Raw genomic sequence first — 21619 nt, forward strand, 5'->3', positions numbered from 1 at the left:
GTCCCGACCCTGCCTACCGGCAAAGGCAGGCCCGTTTGAACGGCACCCGACCCAAGAATCGGAGAATCGATGATTCCGGGGACAACGACAAGCATTGTTTACAACCACAACAAAACTGACGAGCCTTGTAAAAAGGCCATTATTAACAATTTGGATTGAGGTGGTTATAAGGGTTTTCCGAAAAAAATGACGGATTTTAATTTAATTATTTAAATTTGATATCCAAGAGTACTAACTTTTACTTGGATGACCCAACGATTTCTTTCCTTATTCCTAATTGTTCTATTGGTTGGCTGCGGTGCGTCCAAGAAAAAAAATACCTCTCGCCAAGAAAGAAAAATAACGGTGGAAGCCTCGGAAAAACCAACCGAAATAAAAGGGGAGACCCCTTTAGGTGGAGAAACCATAAACAAACCGGCTTCCAGATTAACCGAGCAGATCATAAATACCGCCCTAACATTCTCGGGCACCCGCTATAAGTTTGGAGGTACTACCAACAAGGGTATGGATTGCTCCGGGTTGCTCTATGTGGCCTTCGGGGAGCACGATATCCAGTTGCCAAGAGCCTCGTATCAAATGGCAGAGGAGGCCCAAAAAATAAATTTAAAGGAGGTTGGCAAGGGCGACCTACTTTTTTTTGGTACCTCCAGAAGAAAAAACAATATAAACCATGTAGGCCTGGTGGTCCAGGTAGACGGGAATGATATCAAATTCATTCATTCCACCTCGTCCCGAGGTGTTATAGTTTCCTCTTTGCAGGAGGGGTATTGGAACTATGCCTTTATTAAGGCTGCCCGGATCCTCTAGGATGCGTTTGCTGCAATTTACCACGGTAAAGCTAAGCTTATGCCTCATCTGTGGAATTCTAATTGGATATTATCTACGTCCGTCACTTCCCCTATCCCTTGCATTAACCTTGGCCTCATTGATCCTATTGGGAGCCGTATTTGTCAATTACCCTAAACTGCCCACCTTCCTCTTCACCCTTTTCGCTGGACTTTTGGTCATGGCCGTTGGTATACTGAGCTTGACCCTGAACGAATCCAGTAATTTTGGCCGGCATTACAGCCAACAACCCCTCGGCAAAAACAGGGTCTACACCTTAAAAATTCGTGACGTATTAAAACCCAATAGCTTTTCGAATAGGTATGTGGCCCATGTTAACAGCATGGACAGCTTAAAGGTTTCCGGAAAAATACTTTTAAATATCGTTGCGGATTCTTCAAACAGGCCCCTTATGGTAGACGACGAAATATTGACTTTTGCCAAGCTCTACCCTATTAGCCCCCCCTTAAACCCACATCAGTTCAATTACAAAAAATACCTTTCCAATATTGGCATAGAACATCAGGTAAAACTTGGGGCAAATGATTACTTCCTTAAACCCAAGGTCTCCAGCACCATCTTTGGAACGGCTTACAAAATAAGGGACCGCATCATTAAAAGTTTAAAAAAAGAAGGGTTTGGCAATGAAGAGTTAGGTGTTATCCAGGCCCTGCTCCTTGGACAGCGCAATGAAATTACCCCGGAAATCGATACCGATTACAAAGACGCCGGTGCCTATCACATCCTAGCATTGTCCGGTCTACATATCGGAATCCTTTTGGGATTGCTCCATTTTCTATTAATGCCCTTGGAGTTCCTCCCCAAGGGAAGAACTATAAAATGGGTTGTTATTGTCCTACTTTTATGGGCATTTGCTCTCTTGGCCGGACTTTCTCCCTCCATCCTAAGAGCAACCAGCATGTTTAGCTTTGTGGCCTATGCACTTTACCTGAACAGACCTACCAGCCATTTTAATATCCTTGCATTGTCATTGTTCTTTATTTTATTGCTGTTGGATCCCTTTTTATTATTTCAGGTCGGGTTCCAATTAAGTTATACCGCCGTTTTTGCCATTGTGTGGATATATCCCCTATTGCAAAAACTCTGGAATCCTCCCTATTGGATCATCAAAAAAGGGTGGGAATTGGTTTCCGTAAGTATTGCTGCCCAATTGGGGGTACTCCCTATAAGTCTATATTATTTTCATCAATTCCCTGGATTATTTTTAATTTCAAGCCTCTTGATACTTCCTTTTTTAACCTTCATTTTAGGATTCGGAATACTGGTGATAATGCTATCCCTAACCAACAGTTTACCGCCAATTCTGGTTGCTATATACGACACGGTTATACGTTGGATGAACTCGATTATTGGGCTGGTAGCCCAGCAAGAAAGCTTTCTTTTCAGAAATATTTCCTTTGATGCCGTTCAACTAATTCTCAGTTATGGGATCATCATAACCATGGTTACGGTACTTATTAGGGCATCCTACAAAAGGGTGGTGACATTGCTGATCTGTATTCTTTGCTTGCAATGCTATATCCTGGGCATTGGGCATCTTTCCCAAAACAAGAAATCCTTGGTGATAGGACATATTATCCGGAATAGCGGCCTGATCTATCGGACAGGACAAAAGCTTACGGTATTTACCAACAATCCCAAGGCCACAACAAGAATGGCCAACGATTACGCCATTGCCCAAAACACCAAAGAACTGGAACATCGACCCATAAAAAACAGCTATCTCATTAGAGGAAAAAGAATGGTAATATTGGATAGTGCCCATACCGCCCTTCCCTTAAACTATGATGTACATACCTTGGTACTTACCCAATCGCCCAAAGTTAACCTGGAGCGACTTTTGGATTCCATAGTCCCCAAAATTGTCATTGCAGATGGCAGCAATTACAAAAGTTACGTAGATCGATGGAAAACTACATGTTACAAGAAAAAACTGCCCTTTCACTACACCGGGGAAAATGGTGCATTTCACTATTCTTGGCAATAGCTACCTTATGCCGTGCATTAATTTTTTCAATAAAGGATTTAAAACGATGGAAATAAGTCCAACACCCACCGGAACCAGTGTAAAAATTAAAAAGAAGGTCCCCATGGAGTATTGTTCGGAAATCCTATCGATCATCCCACCCATGGTTCCAGCAGCCTTTTGCCCGATAGCGATGGCCAAATACCATATCCCGAACATAAAACCTATCATACGCGCCGGTACAAGTTTACTTAAATAGGAGAGCCCTACCGGGGAGACACACAATTCGCCCATAGTATGGAATAAATAGGCCAAAATGAGAAATATCATACTTACGGATGCCGTTTTGGCCCCCGAAGGTATCCCCGATGCTCCATAGGACAGCACCGCAAAACCCAATCCCAACAAAATAAGGCCTATTCCATATTTCATGGCGGCACTAGGATTATACTTGCTTTCCCACCATCTGGAAAAAAATGGTGCAAGGGTAATGATAAAAAATGAATTGAGAATACCAAACCAGGTGGCATCTACCTGATTGCCCTCTTGGGAAAATTTATCCATTAACCTATAGATCACCAATACCCAAAGTGCAATAAAAGCAACGGCCAATACAATATTGGACAATCCTATACGGGTAAAGGTCTTTTTTGCCAAAAGGACCAATACCCAGCTTATTATGGCCAAAGGAACCGTTGTCAACAATGCATCTACCACCTTAAAGATTATGGCGGACTGGCCAACGAGTTCCCTATTGGTATAATCCCTGGCAAAAATGGTCATAGAGCCCAAGGATTGTTCAAAAAAAGCAAAAAAGAAGACCGTAAAAAATCCGAAAATCGACACCGCTATAATGCGGTCCCTCACTATAGGTAGATATCTGGCAATTCTGGTGACCAATACGATCAAAAACAAGACCAAGGAACAAAGGATAACCACATTGGTACCACTGAGGTTACCTAGGCTAAATGGCGCCAAACTAGTACCCTGTATTTTTTCAAAAGGATCATTGAACAGATAAAGTAGGCCACCAATGGAGGATAAAACGATCAGCACCTTATCAAAAAGACTAAAAGGGTTCAATTTAATTTCCACCCCATTGTTCCCCATCTCCCCTTCTATATTGTCCACTTCATCTACGGATAAGGCTACGTCCCCTTTTTTAAGGGGTTTGGCACCAATATTTCCGAACAGATCCTTGGCCAGCCAAAATTGGAGCATCCCTAGCATCATAAAAATTCCCGCCAGCCCAAAGCCCCAGGACCAGCCGAAATTTTCGGCAAGATACCCACAAAGCATCATCCCGAAAAATGCCCCGGCGTTAACACCCATATAAAATATGGTATAGGCCCCATCCTTTTTAGATTCCTTACCTTGGTACATTTCGGAAATAATGGAAGTAATATTGGGCTTGAAGAATCCGGTACCAATAACCAACAGGGCAAGGCCAAGATAGAAAGATGCCGTAGTTTCAACGGCCATTGCGGCATGGCCCAAGGTCATTATCAAACACCCTATGACCACCGCCACCCTATAACCGGTTATTTTATCCGCTATCCATCCGCCAACAATTGGGGTGAGATATAAAAGGGACGCATAGGTGCCAATTAAGGCCAAAGTGTGTTCCCTTGGCCATTCCCACCCAGGATTATCACTTATAATGGGAGCCGTTAAAAACAACACCAATAAAATGCGCATTCCGTAAAAGGAGAAACGCTCCCACATTTCGGTAAAAAATAATACAAATAGTCCCGCTGGATGCCCAAGCACCTTGTCCTTAAATAGATTTTCAATATCGGTATTCATATATAACGGAATTTCAAATTACTTAACCAAAGGATCAACAATAAAGTACTTCCTTCTTAACAATACATCAATTTTTGCAAATTTCCATAAAATCCCATGGGCCACTAATAACTTGAGGATCCAAATCCTTTAATGGCAATTCACTTCTCATTATCTTCGGCGCCATGTGTCAATGCCTTTAATTTTTTCAAAAAGACTCCAATAAGTAACCCAAAAAGAATACAAAAAATGGCTATTCCGGTAAATACGGTATACTCTCCCAAATGTGAAGCGGATTCCCCCAATAATCCAGCCAGTTTATTTCCGAACCCTGTTGTTGCAAAATATAGCCCCATCATTAAAGAAGCGTATTTGGCCGGGGCCAATTTGGTGACAAATGATAAGGACACAGGGGACAGGCTCAACTCGCCCACCGTATGGAACATATAGGCCAGTACCAACCAATACATAGCGGAGGACCCGGAACTTTGGAACTGGGCAGATGCGGCGGTCATGAACAAAAATCCGGTTCCCATGATTATCAGTCCCGCGATCATTTTAAAAAGGGAAGAAGCTTCCTTGCCCTTCAATTTACGACTGGCCCAAAAATTGGCCACCAAGGCTCCCAATACAATAATAAAAAAGGCATTAAGGGATTGGAACCAAGAGGCGGGAACTTCCCAACCCATCAACATTCTATTGGTCTTTTCGGAAGCATAGATATTCATTAAACCACCAGCTTGCTCAAAGGCACCAAAGAAAACAATGACCATAAGGAAAGAGAGTATCAAAACAATAACCCTGTCCTTTTCTATTTTGTTAAGAGGCCTCTTTAAGGCTTCCTGATCTTCCACATTGGTAGACTTCCCAAGATAGTCGCCCACACCCACCAGATATTTCTGACCAAGAACAAACTGCAAAAGACCCAAAAGCATACAGATCCCGGCCAACCCAAATCCATAATGCCAACCGTACACCTCTCCCACATAACCTACGATTAAACTGGAAAGGAAGGCACCTATATTTATACCAATATAAAATATGGTAAACCCCTTATCCCTTCTAATATCCCCTTTGGGATATAGTCCTCCTACCATGGTAGATATATTTGGCTTTAACATGCCCACACCGGCTATAATAAAACCAAGCCCGGTATAAAACGCCCACATTTGTTCAATTGCCAATATGCTATGGCCTATTACCAATAGCACGGCCCCTACAATTACCGCCTTCTTTTGTCCAAGTAATCTATCTGCAATAATCCCCCCAGGAATAGAGGCCACATAGACCAACATGGTATACCAACCATAAAGTGAAAGCGCCTCTATATTGGTCCAGCCCAATCCCGGATTCCTATCGGTCGTTTCCGTAATTAAATACAATACCAAAATTGCCCGCATTCCATAATAGGAGAAGCGTTCCCACATTTCTGTAAAGAAAAGGATGTAAAGTCCTACCGGGTGGCCAAATAATTCCTTTTGATGTGCCTGTTTTAAGGTTGTCTGCATACGTATGGGTTATAGGTTTTCTTTTATAAAATTGGTCATTTTTGTGTACAGGTGCAGGCGGGTGTTCCCCCCACTTATACTGTGATTTTTGTCGGGATATATTGCCCAATCAAATTGTTTATTGGCCTGAATCAATGCATCTACCATCCTCATAGTATTTTGCACGTGTACATTGTCATCTCCCGAACCATGGACCAATAAGTACTTTCCCCGTAGAAGTTCCGGGTAATTAAGGGGAGAATTTTCATCATAACCACCAGGGTTTTCCTGAGGGGTACGCATAAAACGCTCGGTATATATGGAATCGTAGAACCGCCAGGAGGTTACCGGGGCCACGGCAATTGCCATTTCGAAGGTATCGTTCCCTTTTAGTATGCAGTTGGTAGACATAAACCCTCCATAGCTCCAGCCCCAAATTCCTGTCCTTGATTCGTCAATATAGGGCAATTCACTTAACTTTTTAGCTGAAGCAATTTGATCTTCCACCTCATATTTTCCCAATTCCCTATAGGTCATCTTTTTAAATTTGGCCCCTTTATAACCGGTACCCCTTCCATCTACACACACCACAATATATCCTTCATTGGCCAGCATTTGAAACCAATAATCGTTGGCACCCATCCAGCTATTGGAAACTTGTTGCGATCCCGGACCGCTATATTGGGTCATAAATAAAGGATATTTTTTAGTTTCATCAAAATCCAATGGTTTTATCATCCACATATTCAGTTCATTACCATGAATAGTTATAGTGGAAAATTCCTTGGGATGTATCCTATAATGGTCCAATTTAGACAATAGCTTCCGATTAACTAAAATATCCTTTACTTTTTTTCCGGTCCTAGCACTATGCAGCGTATATTCCGGGGGATTGGTTGCACTGGAGTAGGCATTGATGAAATAGGTGAAATCCGCACTAAAATCGGCGGTATTCTGTCCAACTTTGGTGGTAAGGCGCCTTTTATTTTTTCCATTGCCCCTTATACTATAGATATCCCGATTAATTGATCCATTTTCGGTAGATTGGTAATAAATTAAATCTTTATTTTGGTCATAACCATAATAATTGGTAACCTCCCAAGGACCTTTGGTTACCTGGTTCAGCAACTTGCCCACTTCATCATACAGATAAATATGTTTATATCCATCTTTCTCGCTGGTCCAGATAAAGCTGCCATCGGCCAAAAAAGTAAGATCGTCCGTAATATCCACATAGGCATCATCGGTTTCTTCCAATAAAATACTGCTCGTGTTATCTCTAGCGTCTACTGCGTATAACCTTAGTTTGTTCTGATGACGGTTCAAGGTCTGAACACTGAGCAAATTGGGGTCTTTTGTCCATTTAATTCTTGGGATATAATAGGGATCGTCCAAATTAATGGGGGAAACTTGGTAAGTCTCCATATCCACTATATGGAGAGAAACCTTTGAATTGACCTCTCCTGCCTTTGGGTATTTAAATATGGTCTGGGTATGGTAAAGATTGCTGCCGTAAACATCCATGGAAAATTCCGGGACCTTGGTTTCATCGAATCGTATAAAGGCCAATTTAGAACCATCCGCATTCCACTCAAATGCCCTTACAAAGGCAAATTCTTCCTCATAGACCCAGTCCGTTACCCCATTGATAATCTTATTTATTTCTCCATCCCATGTAAGTTGCCTGGTATGATCGGTAGCTATATCCCAAACAAAAATATTATTGTTCTTTACATAGGCTACCCTGCTTCCGTCCGGAGATAAGGAAGGTTCCTGAATTTTGGAACTTGAAACAGCGGAGATTTTATTTGACCTAAGGTCGTATACATAAAAAATTCCTAAAGTAGATCGTCTAAAGATAGGTTCAATGGCCGTGGCCAGCAATACCTTGGTTTCGTCTTCGCTAAACTTATAAGATGTAAAAAAGGGTACCTCACTTGAAGAAGAAACTATGGTTTCCAGTTTTTTTTGGGTTTCGTAATCATATTTTTGGATAGACGAGGTGGCTGTTGCCCTATCCATACCCAAAACAGTGTATTGTTCTCCATTTTTCAAGGACTGCAATTTATCCAACCCCTCAACATGAAAAGTGCCATTATAAATCTCTTCCAGGGAGAGTAACTTTTTTTGGGCCGAAAGAAATGAAAAATGGCACAAAATAAATACGAGTAGCAAAAGAAAGGGGAGGTTTCTCACAAATACAAAGCTTTATTATATTTATTTTTACAAAAGTACACCTATATAAATTTCAGTATTTTCAAAAAAATATTCAAATCCTCAAGTTTACTAAAAAATTCACAAAAAAAAGAACATAACAATGAAAAAATAACATTTTTTAACCTTTTTAAACCTGCTTTAAGATGTATAGGGGTTTATCGCCATATTACTATCTTTACACAAAGAAATACAATACCTAATGACCGCACCTATAGAAGGATTTTCCAAACTGTCCAAAGAGGACAAAATTAACTGGATTGCCCATCATTTTACCAACCACCCGGAAGAAACAATTGCCATAATAAAACAGTATTGGAACGACGATGAAAAATTGCAGAATTTACATGATGAATTCATTGAAAATACCTTTACCAACTTTTATGTTCCTCTGGGAATTGCTCCCAATTTTCTTATAAATAACAAGCTTTATGCCATTCCAATGGCCATTGAGGAAAGCTCGGTTGTTGCCGCTGCCGGTAAGGCGGCCAAATTTTGGCAGACCCGTGGCGGCTTTAAAACCACCGTTCTGGGAACGGAAAAAGTGGGTCAGGTACATTTTATGTACCAGGGTGATAAAGACAAACTTGCAACTTTTTTTACCCATGTAAAGCCAAGATTGATCAATAGTGTTGCTCCCATTGTAAAAAACATGAAAAAACGGGGCGGGGGAATCAAGAGTATTGAATTGAGGGATAAAACATTGGATTTGGAAGGCTATTTCCAATTGCATTGTACTTTTGAAACCTTGGATGCCATGGGTGCCAATTTTATAAACTCCTGTTTGGAAGGGTTTGCCCATTGCCTAAAAGAAGAGGCCCTGCATTACGCCCTATTTTCGGATAGCGAGAAAGATATTGAAATAGTCATGGGTATTCTTTCCAATTACCTCCCCAACTGTGTGGCAAGGGCAGAGGTAAGTTGTCAAGTTTCCGATTTGAAGGGCCATCCCGGAATTACTGCCGCGGAATTTGCAAAAAAAATGGTGCGTGCCGTTAATATTGCAAAAGTGGAACCCTATAGGGCAGTTACCCATAACAAGGGAATCATGAATGGGATTGATGCTGTAATTTTGGCTACAGGAAACGATTTTAGGGCCATAGAAGCAGGGGCCCATGCCTATGCATCAAAAGACGGACGTTATACCAGTCTAACGCACGCCAACATAGAAAACGGAATATTCAAATTTTGGATAGAGATCCCCCTTGCCCTTGGCACGGTAGGTGGACTGACCACTTTACACCCACTGGTAAAGCTTGCCCTGGAAATATTGCAAAATCCGACCGCCAAAGAACTTATGCAGATCGTAGCCGTAGCCGGACTGGCCCAAAATTTTGCAGCCGTACGTTCTTTGGTTACCACGGGGATACAGCAAGGACATATGAAAATGCATTTATTGAACATATTGAACCAATTGGGCGCAACCAAAGACGAAAAACTAAGTTTGGCAGCCTATTTTAAGAAACATACAGTCACCCATAGTGCGGTAGTCGCAGCCCTTGAGGCCTTGAGAAATAAAGGATGATAAAACAATATTACAGCAATGGAAAGCTATTGATTACCGGGGAATATCTGGTTTTGGATGGCGCCCAAAGTTTAGCGGTACCTACCCTATACGGACAATCACTATCCGTAAAGGAGACTCGGGACAGGTTACTGACATGGAAAAGTTTGGATGAAAAAGGGAGGCCATGGTTTGAAAATAGTTATGAATTGGAAGGCATGGGCCAAGTTTCCAAAAATTCCGTTTCCCAGGAAACAATGGCCATTTCCATCACCCTAAAAAAAATACTCTTGGAAGCGCAAAAACTGAACCCTGGTTTTTTAACCACTGCCCCAGGGTATGAAATTACAACAGCACTGAACTTCCCAAGGGAATGGGGCCTTGGATCTTCATCTACCTTGATCAACAACATTGCCCAATGGGCCCAAATAGATGCCTATACGCTACTTTGGAACGCCTTTTCGGGCAGTGGGTACGACATTGCCTGTGCCCAAAGTAATTCGCCTATTACCTACCAATTGAAGAATAGCAACCCTATTGTACAATTGGTAGCGTTTAACCCCAGCTTTAAAAACGACCTATACTTTGTGCATCTTAACCAAAAACAGGACAGTAGGGAAGGCATTGCCCAATATCGCAAAAAGGAATTCAACAGCTTTTCCGCCATATCCCAAATTAATAGTATTACCCAAAGAATATTGACCAGCACACGCCTGTCACAATTTTACAAACTCATTGAAAAGCATGAAGCCATTTTAAGCGAAATCCTAGGAATGCCCACCGTTAAAGAACGGTTATTTTCAGATTACAAGGGGGCTATAAAAAGTCTAGGTGCTTGGGGAGGGGATTTTATACTGGCAACAGGCAACAAAACCACTCCAGACTACTTTGGGAAAAAGGGGTATGCTACTGTTATTCCTTATTCCAGAATGGTAAAGTAGTCGAATTAGGATCATAAGGATAAAACGGAAATGCCAAAAGCAATAAAGCCTCCCGAAAGAGAGGCTTTATTGCTTTATAATGAACTTACGATCTACTAATAAAATGTGGCCCTTTTGTCCTCAATAGTGGAAGATTCCTTCAGGGCATTATAAACGGCAAAATTTACCCTACCTGCAGCACTTGACTGTAGATTATTGGCATAGGTGCTATAATTATCCAATTTCGCAGCTTCTTCCTTTTTGGTGACCGTTAGCATGTATATACCACTATCACCCTTAATTAAACCGGAGGTTGCCCCTTGCTCCATGGCAAAGGCGGTACCCACTACAAAAGCCTCGGATCCCGCTCCTGGAATGGTAGGGGATTTCATGGTCAAGGCAGAAGCCGTAGCAGCTGTAACATTATTATCCTTGGCGAAATCATCCATAGTCTTACCCTTATTGGCTTCCATAATCTGTGCCGCCTTCTTTTCCTTTCTCAACTTTGGAAGAACCAAGGCCGATGCGTCTTCCACACTCATAAGCCCCTCTGCGTACTTTCCGGTCAACCTCACCACGGCATATCCATTGTTTATGTTGAACCTTTTGACCTCTCCCAATTTGGTTTCTTCGTTAAAGGCCCATTGAACAATGGCCCGTTGGGCTGAAAGTCCTGGCAGGTTTTCATCCATTTCCTTAATTTTATTTACCGGTCTAACCACGAAATTACTTTCTTTGGCAGCTTCCGAAAAATCTTTATCCGAGGTAGTTTCCATTTCAAATTTGGTCGCCTCGGTGAACAGGGTATTGATAGTTTGTTCGGAAGGCTCAATTTCCCTGGCCAAAGTGGCAATCCTAACTATGTCCTGTTTATCATCTATCTTAACAATATGGAATCCAAAATCTGTCTCCACCAAACCTATGGCCCCAACGGGGTTACTAAAGGTGAAGTCGTTGAATGGTCCTACCATTACCCCTTCTTGGTTATACCCAAGGTCACCACCCTGGGGTGCTGAAGGTCCGTCCGAATTATCCCGGGCCAATTCGGCAAAAACGGTCCCGGCTTTTTTTGCCTCCACCAACAGTTCCTTAGCCTTTTTCTCCGCTTCCTCCTTAGTTCGGGTAACCTCTGGGTTGGCGCGTTGAGCCCCTTCATAAGAAATTAGGATATGACTGGATTTCACAGTACCATTGGCCTTTCTATCCATCATTTTGGATACCTTAAAATAATCCCCGTCCTTGTACGTACCAAAGATACTTCCCTTTTCCAAGGACATGAGCGTATCCGCAAATTTAGCCGGTAAATCTTTTTTTGCCTTATAAATAGTGTCGTATTTTAAATCCGAATTTCTGTCCAAAAAGGCAATCATGTCTGTTGTATTCCTAAAGCCTTTTATAGTATCGTTTACGTCCTTTTGGGCATTGTACTCCACGCGATCCTCCAAAAGTTGGGCAATTTCTTCCTTTACGGCATTCTCATCTTCCAAAGAGGCCTTTTCCTCGAAATACACAAATTCCACATCCCTGGCCCTATCCTGTTTATAATCTTCTTTATGATCATTAATGTAGGCCTCCATCTCTTTCTTGGAAACCGCTATGGATGAATCTGGAATGGAGGTAAAAGGTACGCGCACGTACTTAATATCCACTTTATCATTGGCCAACTTATACTCCAATTCCCCTTCTTTAAGGGTTGAACCAACACCTGCCTTTATAAGGTTAAAATAAGTCTGCTCCTTTGCATTCTGAATAATGGCCTGTTCATCCTGCAACCACATAGCGTAACGACCTGGATTGTTTGCTTTCCAATCGGCCACGGCTTCCCTAAACTTATTTTCATCGAAAACACCGCTGACATTGTGAAATTCAGGATTTTGGACATAGTTGGGAATAGTCTTGATATAGTTCAATATCCGATCCTGTTCTATATTGATCCCCAACTTCTCAAATTGTTGGGCAAGTATGGTATTCCTTACTTCCCTCTCCCATACCTGATTTACCAATTGAATGGAAGAAGCAGAAGGCCCGGCCATTCTGGAATATACCTCCACATTCCTTCTAAATTGATCTATGGAAATTTCGTCCCCATTGATCTCCGCTACGGAAGAACCAACCTTTCCGCCACCCAATTCATTGCTGCTGAACACTCCTGAAATTACGAATGCGAACAAAGCCAAACCAATGATTAAAATTAAAACGGTAGTTCGTTTCCTTATATTCTCTAAAATTGCCATTATGTAAACTGTTTAAATTTATCCCGTTGCTATCGGGAGGCGAAATTACTACTTTCTTTTGAAATAATAAAAACTAAAAAAAATCCCCCAAATGCCTATTCATCATCAAGTACTACCAAAGATACCAAGTCTATTTTATTGCTGGAAACTTCCAATACCACAAAATGGAAATTGCCTATCTTAATCTCGGAATTCTTTTCCGGAATCTCTCCTGTTTCGTTAATGATCAAACCTCCCAAGGTTTCGTACTCATCACTTTCGGGAAGCTCCAATTTATATTGTTCATTTATATAATCTACTTCCAATCTTCCCGAAAATTTATAGGAGTTTTGGTTTATCTGGTCCTCATACAAGTCGATGGTATCATGTTCATCCTCTATATCACCGAACAGCACCTCCACAATATCCTCTACCGTCATCACCCCTGAGGTGCCACCATACTCGTCCAGAACTACGGCTATACTCTTCCTTTTTTTGGTTAAAATATTCAGAATATCATTGATAAGCATTGTTTCCGGAACAAACTCTACTGGCAGAAGAATACTTTTTATGGTTTTGGGTTTCTTAAAAAGTTCGTAGGAATGCACATAACCAATTATGTTGTCTATAGTATCCTTGAACACCAATATTTTGGAATAGCCCGTTTCCGTAAAGAGCTTTGCCAAGTTTTTAGGGGTCTCGTGAAGCTCCACTGCGGCGATCTCAGTTCTGGGCACCATTACTTCCCTGGCCTTTACCCCGGAAAACTCCAAGGCATTCTGAAATATCTGTATCTCCGAATCCACCTCATCTTCCTTCTCAACAGCTTCCATTTGCTCGGTAATATAATCTCCCAATTCTATTTTACTAAATGCCAATTGCACCTCATCCCCATCTGTCTTAAAGATTGCCTTTAGAATTATATCGGAAACCCAAATAACGAACTCCGATATTACAGAAAATAATACGTAAAAAATATAGGCCGGTACAGCCAATAACCGAAGCATATTGTTGCTATAGATCTGAAATAACACCTTGGGCAAGAACTCTGCGGTCAAGAGAATGATCAAGGTGGAGATAATTGTTTGGGTCACCAAGCTAAAATCGGTAAGCATTAGACTTAAAAAACCACCTGGGGCCGACTCAATCCCGACAAATAGGCCCATAAGCAGGTCTCCCATAAAAAGTCCGTACACCACCAAGGCTATATTGTTTCCAATTAGCATGGTAGCAATGAACTTGGAAGGCTTTTTGGTAAGACGGGTCAGCACTTTGGGCATAAAGCCTTCCTGCTTTTTTTCAATTTCTATGTGAATTTTGTTTGCGGAAATAAATGCTATTTCCATTCCTGAGAAAAAAGCCGAAAATAGCAAGGAAATAACAATGATAATAACAATACTTGCCTCCAAGATTATTGCTTATTGTTTTTTTGACGCTCTTCGAACCTTTTCCTATAGGTCTTCTTAAAAATGAACATCCCTACGGACACAATTCCAAAGAAAACAAACAAATAGGCCCTTTGCCTATCTATGTTCCACTGTTCGTAAATCTCAAATGCGGACACTACGGCCACAGCCAAATAAAGGTATTCCGTATATCTTAAAATCTTTATCATTCTTCTATCTTCTTCTCTTTTATACTCATATAGCCATAGGTCTTATTGGCATTAAAAAAACTGAAATCCCTATTAAAGTCCATTCCCTCTCCATCCATTATGGTTCCTTCCTCTGGGTTGGTATACTTAAATTTCTGTTGGGTAAAAACCCAATCATTGGTTCTATCCCAATATAATTGAGGTGCCTCCAACTTTTTACCGTCACTGGATTTAATAACCACATTACCTTGCAAATCTATTAAATTAGTACTTGAATACATAATTCCATAATCTGCGGTAACTGTACTCTTTTCTCCTTTTTCATTAAAAAACTCCAACATGAGTCCTTCAGGAAAAACATAATAAGGAAAGGCCAAGTTATTGTAATCATCGCAAATTGGACCTTTTAGTACGGCAATGATATGGGAGGAAACCACGCCCTCATTTTCTTCAAGTTCATCGGTCTCCGTATAGGTTAAGGTGAAATCCTCAGCTATGGCGCCAGGAAATATCTTTTTTATTGCCTCGTCCCCAACTCTTTTATAATTATCTGCACAGGAATAAAAAAGCATTGCCATAGAAAATACTATGGCAATGCTTCTTAAATTATATACCCGCTTTTTTTTCATCTTATAGGTTGGGCACTTTTACACTACCACCTACCCAACAGGAGAAACTTACTGTTTTACCGGCCATACCGGAATTGAATATATCCGTTTTGGACGGTGCCTTGGCTGAATAACTAGCGGCTGCCTGACCTGCCCTTCCACTTAAAGCTGGATCCACACGACCTGCCTGTCTGGCCAAATCCGCAGCTTTCCAATAGACAGCCCTTTTCTCGAATGGCGTACTACCACACTCATTGGCGCTACCTGCATACAAACTGGCTATCAACAAATAGGCCTTACCATTGGAAGGGTTGGCATCTATTGCCTTTTGGGCATAATTCCTGGCTGTGGACTTACTGCCATTTCTATAGCTTGTAGCAATTCTATAAGCGATATCGGATTTTTTTCTGGAATCGGTCTCCAACTCCATGGCCTTGTTGAAATCGGCAATGGCCCCATTGGTATCCCCGGCATTTTTCTTTAGCGCCCCACCGTACATATATGCACTGGCAGAAGGCTCCAAGGCCAATTGTACCTCAAATAGTTTTTTGAACAAGGGGTCTTCGGTACACTCCTTGCTGTACATTCTTCCAACGGCTCTCTTTATCCAAGTAATATCGCCCTTTTTTTGTTCAAAATTCTTTTCGTACAAAGGAATTAGGTTTTCACAGTTCGCCAAAGCCCCTAATTTACTATCTATACTTTCTGCTATTTTACCGTAGCTTTCGGAATAACTATTATAAGAACTCAATTGTTTTTTCTCTTTGGCGGTCAAAGTACCTGCATCTTCCTTAGGAAGGAGTTTGGTTATCACCTCTGTAAGCTTTACATTTTCTTCCTCTATCCTTTCGGTAACGTTGTCGTATTTTTCAAATACTTCCTCCAGATCCCTTTTGCCGGCACTGTTCAGATCTACCAAACTGGAGAAATATAGGTACAATGCCTTAGGGTTTTTAAAATTGGTCTTATCCTCAGTAAAGGCTTTGTCCAGCTGAGTATAGACTTCCTCATCGGTAATTGTTTTTTCATCATACTTCAACAACACCTTATCTATCAAAGTCTCGGCAACGTTTGTCTTTGCCGGAAAGTATTTCGCCCTATTATCGTAAAGTTCAATTAAGGCATTTATATTGGCCGTTTTATCCGCCCCGGTAGATTTCTCGATCCTATCCTTTAAAATCCGCTCACCATATAATATATTGGCCCAATTTAAAGTAGGGCAATTATCATAAACCATTTTCCATGGTGTATAAGCAGCCTCGTAATTCTTTACTTTCACATGCTCGGTGTAAATGGAAAGATTGGTCATACACTCCGGGTTTTGAGCTTGGGCATGCCCTAAACCCATAAATCCCATGGCGGCAATCGCTGTGATGTAGAGTTTCTTTTTCATCTGTCTGTTTATTTTAAGGTGGTTAAAGTAATAATTTTTAATTAATTTTTCTCGGTATAAACCATTTATCGTTTAAAGAGAGGCCCACATTAACTTTGAAATAACTTTCCTCCACTAAATCCCCGTATTTGGTTCCCCTTTTTCCAAGTTCAAAGCCAAGGTTAATATTTGAAAGATTACGACCTAACGGTAAACCCATTCCAAAAGTTATGCCAAAATCATTAATCTCCTTATTATCTACCACTATCCCTGATTTGGAAACCTTGGCCCCGGCCCTATAGGTAACCCTTTTCAGATAACTTGTAAAGGAAGTATACTCTGGAATATAATAACCCCCGAGCCTGAAGGTCTGTGCATTTTTATATTCCAAATTGCTTGCCGGAGTAAGTTCGTTCTCAAAATTACCCAATTCCTGAAAACTGTACTCGGCACCTAAAAACCATTTCCTATCTTGACCATAACCTACTCCCAAGGTAGCGGTAGTTGGAATCTGCACCCCTGTACGTGCCAGGCCCTGCGCCTCCAAATCCACTTCGGTTACTTCAACATCCATTCCATTAGTCGTGGAAAAGGATCCAATGGTCCTGGTATTTTCAGAAACCAAATTGGCCTGGGTATTTACAATAATACTGGTAAAAAGGGTGTGTTTATCGGTGATGTCCGGTGTAAAACTGGCACCAAAATTAAAATCGAAACCCTTGATCCGGGACTCTATCCTATTGAAAGAACCCAACTGTACGTCTTCTATGGTCTGATAACTATTGGTATTCTGGCTCCCGAAATTAAAATTACTGGTAACCCCTAAACTTAGGTTATTAAAAAGTTGATAACCAACGGAGAGATAGACCCTGTTCAACCCACCTTCCCCATTAAACGATTCCGATACCGATCCTTGGGCAGTGGTCCTTTCAGATTGGAAATTGTACCCTATGGAAGAATAGGGCATAATTCCGAAGCCCATACCAAAGCCTTTGCCCAGGTTAAATCCCAACGATAGGTAGTCCAAATTTGAAATGGAGGAATTTTCCTTGGAAACATTACTTTCAAACCTGTATTCTTTACGTGATAGTCCAGCGGTGTAGGTGGTATACTCCAACTTACTATAGGCTGCCGGATTATTAAGGTTGATGTGGATACTATCCGTATACACACTCAACCCGCCCATCATTTGATTTTCCACTGTGCCGGTAGCCTTTAAATCCCCAACACCAAAATAGGAATATGGGGAAGCAGTACTATTCTGTGCATATATGCCTACCGAAGTAAGGCATAAAATTGCAATAATAAAATTTTTGATCATCTAGCGCTTGTTGTATTCTAACAAATGATATAACCCCAACAGGAGAAATTTAGAATGCGCAAATATGGTATTTTTTAATCGTTTTGACAAAAATTGGGCATCCCCTCCTGTTAAAATAACTGTTAAATCCACAAATCTGCTCCTATATTGGTCAATTGTCCCGTCAATTTCATTGCAAATACCGTTGATAACACCACTGTGCATACTAGTTTCGGTGGTGTTTCCAATAAAATCCATTACACCTTTTTTTTTCAATAATGGCAATTTCGACGTTTGCTCGTGCATGGCCTTGTATCTCATGGCTATTCCCGGTGAAATGGCCCCGCCCAAATACTCCCCATAATCATTAAGAGCATCATAGGTAACACAGGTGCCCGCATCTATAACCAAGGTATTTCCCTTGGGGTTATGATAAAAGGCCGCCGTTGCCAGGGCTATGCGGTCCACACCTAGGGTTTGGGGGGTAGCATAGGAATTTTTAAAGGGGACATTGGAGGCATGACTAAGCACATGAACCTTACAGAAAACACACAACACGGCTATTTCCTCATGGCCCATTACCCCTACGTTGGAAACAATGGCATTTTGAATACCTACGTACTCGGCAAAAATTGATTTCACGTTTTTTGCAAAATCCGCATTGGGAATTTTTCGATAGGAAATAATTTTCCCATTATCGAAAACTGCCATTTTTACGAGGGTGTTCCCCATGTCTACAATCAGGTTCATACGGTAAAGATCAAAAAACTTAAAAAAACAAAAACCTTTTTTTTCATTTTTGTTTGTATATCCTAAATTTGAATTTATATTTGCACCCGCTTACAGCGTTTGGTGCCTTAGCTCAGTTGGTAGAGCAATGGACTGAAAATCCATGTGTCCCTGGTTCGATTCCTGGAGGCACCACTTAGAAAAACCGTATACATTCTTTAACAAGATGTTGCGGTTTTCTTGGTTAAATAGGGTTTGTACAGTGTTTTTAGGTTTCAAAATCTACTTTAATTTTTTTTGTCAAAAAACCCGCTGGCGCAAGCATTACATTCGTGCCTAAAATAGTCTCCAGAATCGGCACTTCATAAACATTTGCTTGTAAACAACCTTCATTTGGTCTCAATCTTTTCTGCCTTCCCTCGCTGACGCAATCGTCACGCTCAAGCCTACAAAAGATTTTCTTTGGGCTTTCATGCCAACAATAGTCTCTTTTTTGCGTGAAGTGCCCCCTAAAAAATTAGGGATCTGTCCTTGGGTTCCAAGGGTAAAAAATCAACATCCAAATAACCGCCACTGGCATTATCATCGGTAACTATCTGCGGTTTTCCCTTTATCGATTCCATTGAAAACCGATGAATATGTCCTGAAAAGATTCCCATAAGATTTGGAGCGGAAAACACCGCCCTGTGAAAATTGAAGGTAGTTTTGGAATGTCCCTCTTCTGGCCACTTCAAACGCCTTTCCAACTCAAAATTCCAATCGGAAGAAGCTCCCCAATCCGGATTTCCACATCCAAAACCAATGGATTTTCCCGGGGCGTACATAGGTATATGCACCAATAGTACCAAAGGTATCCCGCTTGAGACCTGTTCTTTAAAAAAGGCCAACTGCTCCTTATTAATTTGATATGTGGAATTGTCGATGGCCAAAAACCGGATTCCTTTCACCTCAAACGCCGCCATTAATGGATGCTTGCCCTGGTATAACGGCAGCAATCTTTCCTTGATCCACTTCCCCCTCAGTACTTCCAAGGAACCCTCCATACCCTCATAATGCCAATCATGATTGCCGGCAACATAAATATAAGGAATATCCACTTCTTGCAATTTGGCCTGCACCCACTCAATGGCGGCTTCGGACGGAAAGCTAAAAATGTCCCCGATCAGGGCAATCAAATCTGCCCGGGACTCTTTAGCAAAATTCAAGGCGGCCTCAAACGCCTCTTCCGGATGGGTGGATTCATTTGTTATAAAGTGCTTGGTCTGGTTATAGGCCTTGGCCATACGTCCACTATACTTCTGATATGGAACTCCGCGTTCATCGTCCCTAAAGAGATGGGTATCTGCTATATGAACGATCTTTACCGGCTCCTTAATGACATCCGAAAAAAATTGAAGCCTGTTTTCCTCTACAGTAACACAAAACTGGATGCTTTTTTTTAAGGGTTGTGCAGAATTATCCAATGATGGATACTTGCTTAGTCCCAACCCAATTGATGCTGTAGCTGCATTCTTAAAAAAATTTCGACGTTTCATCTATTCGGAATTGTTATTTTTTATCCTCTGGAAAAGGCTGCACTAAACCACTACGCACTAAAAGTACATACCTGCCTTTGGCAATGTGAAATTGGCCGCAATCAAAACTTCTTTTTCTACAACTCTTGCTTATGGCCTACAACTTATAGCTTGTAGCAAAATTATTTTGTGGAAGCTAAACTGAATTTACGATTAAAAATAAAACCAATAACAATACCCCAGAATTTAAATAGGTCATAATACCAGGTTCCCGGCGAGCTGTTTTAGGATGATCTCCGATAACTTTGCTTGAAACTTGGCATTGCTATGGCGTACCCTTGCATTGATATAATTTAACTGTGCCGTCCTAAATTCAATGGTAGGGATAATCCCTATTCTATATTTTTCTACCGTAATCTCCATATTCTCCTCTGCTATCTCCTCATTTTTCCCTTCCAATTCTATTAGGCTTATATTGGTCAGGTATGTTTGATAGGTAGTATTCAATAAGGACATTAACTCCTGCGTTCTCTGCTCAATGACCACTTTCGTATTTTCAACTTGAATCTTTGCTATTTTCTCATTTCTATTTTGATTGAACCCGTCAAACACATTTAGACTTGCTCCAAACCCATAATTCCATCCTCTTGAACTTGAACTGGTCGTAAAGCCCAAGCTGGATTCGGTACGCCCAAAATTATAGCCTGTACTGGCAAAAATTGTCGGGTAGCGCAAGGCCTTGGTTTGTTTCAATTGCAGTTCACTGATCTTTTTGTTGATCTGTTCTACCTGAAGGGTCGGATTTTTTTTCACTACTTGGGTTTCCAGTTCCGGTAGTTGCAATGCCCGGTCTACAAAAATTTCGGGCACTACCTCAAAATCGATTTTCAGATCACGTGCCAGGTATTGGTTCAATTGTACCTTGGTATTAACATACAGTTCCTTTTGCCGTTGCATCAGGGTTTCATCCGTATTCAGATCTACTTGGGCGTTCAACACTTCCAATTTTGAAGCTTTTCCAATGGTAAAACGGTTATTTGCCAATTCTACCCTTTGTTCCGAAATATTAATGGTGCTGTCCAAAGCTGAGAGTTGTTGTTTCTGCTGTACAAGATCAAAATAGGTAATCATGACCTCTCCCACCCTGTTAAGGATAACCTCTTTTAATTGGGCCTCTCCCAATTTCTGGGTTTCTTTTAGCTGTTCATAATCGGCAAACATCCTTAAACCATCAAACAAGGTCCAGTCCATTGCAATTCCGTAATTGAGACTATTGTTCTTGGCGTTGTCCCTTTCCACATTGCTTCCATCCGATCGGGTCTGACTTAAATTCTGAATGCTATTGTTATCGATTATACTGAGCCCTACCTGGGGAAGCATCCCGGCATTACCGATACTTACGGCAGTCTCATCAATTTGTAGCTCATTGGCCGCAATTTTTATCTGATAATTGTTTTCCAGGGCAATTTGGACGGCCTTCTCTACCGTAAGAATATCCTGCGCATTACTGAGGTTGGTAAAACAAAAGAAAACAAAAAGTAAGGTAGCGTAATTATAGTTGTTCATT

The 21619-nt window shown here is 41.2% G+C and carries 16 protein-coding genes and 1 tRNA gene; 5 read left to right on the forward strand and 12 right to left on the reverse strand.

The window, feature by feature from the left end:
* The first annotated feature begins 246 nt into the window (after positions 1-246).
* A complete protein-coding gene (locus D0S24_RS08995; RefSeq protein WP_117019545.1) occupies positions 247-807 on the forward strand; it encodes a C40 family peptidase in 561 nt (186 codons plus the stop codon).
* Entirely contained in the window at positions 776-2833 is a 2058-nt protein-coding gene (locus D0S24_RS09000) for a ComEC family competence protein (RefSeq protein ID WP_117019546.1), read from the forward strand. The genes D0S24_RS08995 and D0S24_RS09000 overlap by 32 nt, the downstream gene beginning before the upstream one ends.
* On the opposite strand, the gene D0S24_RS09005 is transcribed toward D0S24_RS09000, so the two are convergent.
* The 3 genes from D0S24_RS09005 to D0S24_RS09015 all read right to left on the reverse strand — a co-directional run bounded on the left by D0S24_RS09005 (position 2834) and on the right by D0S24_RS09015 (position 8280).
* Positions 2834-4618: a peptide MFS transporter gene (locus D0S24_RS09005; RefSeq protein ID WP_117019547.1), complete on the reverse strand. Its 1785-nt coding sequence runs from the start codon at positions 4616-4618 to the stop codon at positions 2834-2836.
* 140 nt (positions 4619-4758) lie between these two features.
* Positions 4759-6105, reverse strand: a complete 1347-nt coding sequence (locus D0S24_RS09010) for a peptide MFS transporter (protein WP_117019548.1) — start codon at positions 6103-6105, stop codon at positions 4759-4761.
* 9 nt (positions 6106-6114) lie between these two features.
* Positions 6115-8280: a S9 family peptidase gene (locus tag D0S24_RS09015; RefSeq protein ID WP_117019549.1), complete on the reverse strand. Its 2166-nt coding sequence runs from the start codon at positions 8278-8280 to the stop codon at positions 6115-6117.
* A 220-nt stretch (positions 8281-8500) separates the two neighbouring features.
* On the opposite strand from D0S24_RS09015, the gene D0S24_RS09020 reads away from it, so the two are divergent.
* Both D0S24_RS09020 and D0S24_RS09025 read left to right on the forward strand, forming a co-directional pair.
* Positions 8501-9823, forward strand: coding sequence for a hydroxymethylglutaryl-CoA reductase, degradative (locus D0S24_RS09020; RefSeq protein WP_117019550.1), 1323 nt, complete (start codon positions 8501-8503; stop codon positions 9821-9823).
* Complete coding sequence (locus D0S24_RS09025; RefSeq protein WP_117019551.1) at positions 9820-10743, forward strand: GYDIA family GHMP kinase; 924 nt, start codon at positions 9820-9822, stop codon at positions 10741-10743. The genes D0S24_RS09020 and D0S24_RS09025 overlap by 4 nt, the downstream gene beginning before the upstream one ends.
* Positions 10744-10838: 95 nt before the next feature.
* Here D0S24_RS09025 and D0S24_RS09030 read toward each other — a convergent pair whose 3' ends face one another.
* From D0S24_RS09030 to D0S24_RS09060, 7 genes are all read right to left on the reverse strand, one after another.
* Positions 10839-12956 (reverse strand): SurA N-terminal domain-containing protein, encoded by a 2118-nt coding sequence (locus D0S24_RS09030; RefSeq protein WP_117019552.1) that lies wholly within the window; start codon positions 12954-12956, stop codon positions 10839-10841.
* Between the two features lie 95 nt (positions 12957-13051).
* On the reverse strand, positions 13052-14332 hold the full coding sequence (locus tag D0S24_RS09035) for a hemolysin family protein (protein WP_258922829.1): 1281 nt from the start codon (positions 14330-14332) through the stop codon (positions 13052-13054).
* 14 nt (positions 14333-14346) lie between these two features.
* A complete protein-coding gene (locus D0S24_RS09040; protein ID WP_117019554.1) occupies positions 14347-14550 on the reverse strand; it encodes a hypothetical protein in 204 nt (67 codons plus the stop codon).
* Entirely contained in the window at positions 14547-15158 is a 612-nt protein-coding gene (gene lptC, locus D0S24_RS09045) for an LPS export ABC transporter periplasmic protein LptC (RefSeq protein ID WP_117019555.1), read from the reverse strand. The genes D0S24_RS09040 and lptC overlap by 4 nt, the downstream gene beginning before the upstream one ends.
* A gap of 1 nt (position 15159) precedes the next feature.
* The gene (locus D0S24_RS09050) at positions 15160-16530 is read right to left on the reverse strand and encodes a hypothetical protein (protein ID WP_117019556.1); all 1371 of its coding nucleotides are present in this window, start codon (positions 16528-16530) and stop codon (positions 15160-15162) included.
* A 37-nt stretch (positions 16531-16567) separates the two neighbouring features.
* Positions 16568-17830, reverse strand: a complete 1263-nt coding sequence (locus tag D0S24_RS09055; protein ID WP_117019557.1) for a hypothetical protein — start codon at positions 17828-17830, stop codon at positions 16568-16570.
* Positions 17831-18559, reverse strand: coding sequence for a type III pantothenate kinase (locus D0S24_RS09060; RefSeq protein WP_117019558.1), 729 nt, complete (start codon positions 18557-18559; stop codon positions 17831-17833).
* A 101-nt stretch (positions 18560-18660) separates the two neighbouring features.
* On the opposite strand from D0S24_RS09060, the gene D0S24_RS09065 reads away from it, so the two are divergent.
* Positions 18661-18733: transfer RNA gene (locus D0S24_RS09065), tRNA-Phe, on the forward strand.
* 314 nt (positions 18734-19047) lie between these two features.
* On the opposite strand, the gene D0S24_RS09070 is transcribed toward D0S24_RS09065, so the two are convergent.
* Positions 19048-20073 (reverse strand): metallophosphoesterase, encoded by a 1026-nt coding sequence (locus tag D0S24_RS09070; RefSeq protein ID WP_117019559.1) that lies wholly within the window; start codon positions 20071-20073, stop codon positions 19048-19050.
* A gap of 234 nt (positions 20074-20307) precedes the next feature.
* Positions 20308-21618 carry a TolC family protein gene (locus tag D0S24_RS09075; RefSeq protein WP_117019560.1) on the reverse strand — a complete coding sequence of 437 codons (1311 nt, stop codon included), beginning with the start codon at positions 21616-21618 and terminating at the stop codon, positions 20308-20310.
* Position 21619 lies beyond the last annotated feature (1 nt).

The sequence above is a fragment of the Arenibacter sp. P308M17 genome (assembly GCF_003426735.1).
Lineage (GTDB): Bacteria > Bacteroidota > Bacteroidia > Flavobacteriales > Flavobacteriaceae > Arenibacter.

Excerpts from the sequence above, each read along its gene's own strand:
- D0S24_RS09030 (WP_117019552.1), bottom strand. The coding sequence starts at position 12,956 with ATGGCAATTTTAGAGAATATAAGGAAACGAACTACCGTTTTAATTTTA.
- D0S24_RS08995 (WP_117019545.1), top strand. The coding sequence starts at position 247 with ATGACCCAACGATTTCTTTCCTTATTCCTAATTGTTCTATTGGTTGGC.
- D0S24_RS09050 (WP_117019556.1), bottom strand. The coding sequence starts at position 16,530 with ATGAAAAAGAAACTCTACATCACAGCGATTGCCGCCATGGGATTTATG.
- D0S24_RS09060 (WP_117019558.1), bottom strand. The coding sequence starts at position 18,559 with ATGAACCTGATTGTAGACATGGGGAACACCCTCGTAAAAATGGCAGTT.
- D0S24_RS09020 (WP_117019550.1), top strand. The coding sequence starts at position 8,501 with ATGACCGCACCTATAGAAGGATTTTCCAAACTGTCCAAAGAGGACAAA.
- D0S24_RS09005 (WP_117019547.1), bottom strand. The coding sequence starts at position 4,618 with ATGAATACCGATATTGAAAATCTATTTAAGGACAAGGTGCTTGGGCAT.
- D0S24_RS09025 (WP_117019551.1), top strand. The coding sequence starts at position 9,820 with ATGATAAAACAATATTACAGCAATGGAAAGCTATTGATTACCGGGGAA.
- D0S24_RS09070 (WP_117019559.1), bottom strand. The coding sequence starts at position 20,073 with ATGAAACGTCGAAATTTTTTTAAGAATGCAGCTACAGCATCAATTGGG.
- D0S24_RS09055 (WP_117019557.1), bottom strand. The coding sequence starts at position 17,830 with ATGATCAAAAATTTTATTATTGCAATTTTATGCCTTACTTCGGTAGGC.
- D0S24_RS09040 (WP_117019554.1), bottom strand. The coding sequence starts at position 14,550 with ATGATAAAGATTTTAAGATATACGGAATACCTTTATTTGGCTGTGGCC.
- lptC (WP_117019555.1), bottom strand. The coding sequence starts at position 15,158 with ATGAAAAAAAAGCGGGTATATAATTTAAGAAGCATTGCCATAGTATTT.
- D0S24_RS09010 (WP_117019548.1), bottom strand. The coding sequence starts at position 6,105 with ATGCAGACAACCTTAAAACAGGCACATCAAAAGGAATTATTTGGCCAC.
- D0S24_RS09075 (WP_117019560.1), bottom strand. The coding sequence starts at position 21,618 with ATGAACAACTATAATTACGCTACCTTACTTTTTGTTTTCTTTTGTTTT.
- D0S24_RS09000 (WP_117019546.1), top strand. The coding sequence starts at position 776 with ATGCCTTTATTAAGGCTGCCCGGATCCTCTAGGATGCGTTTGCTGCAA.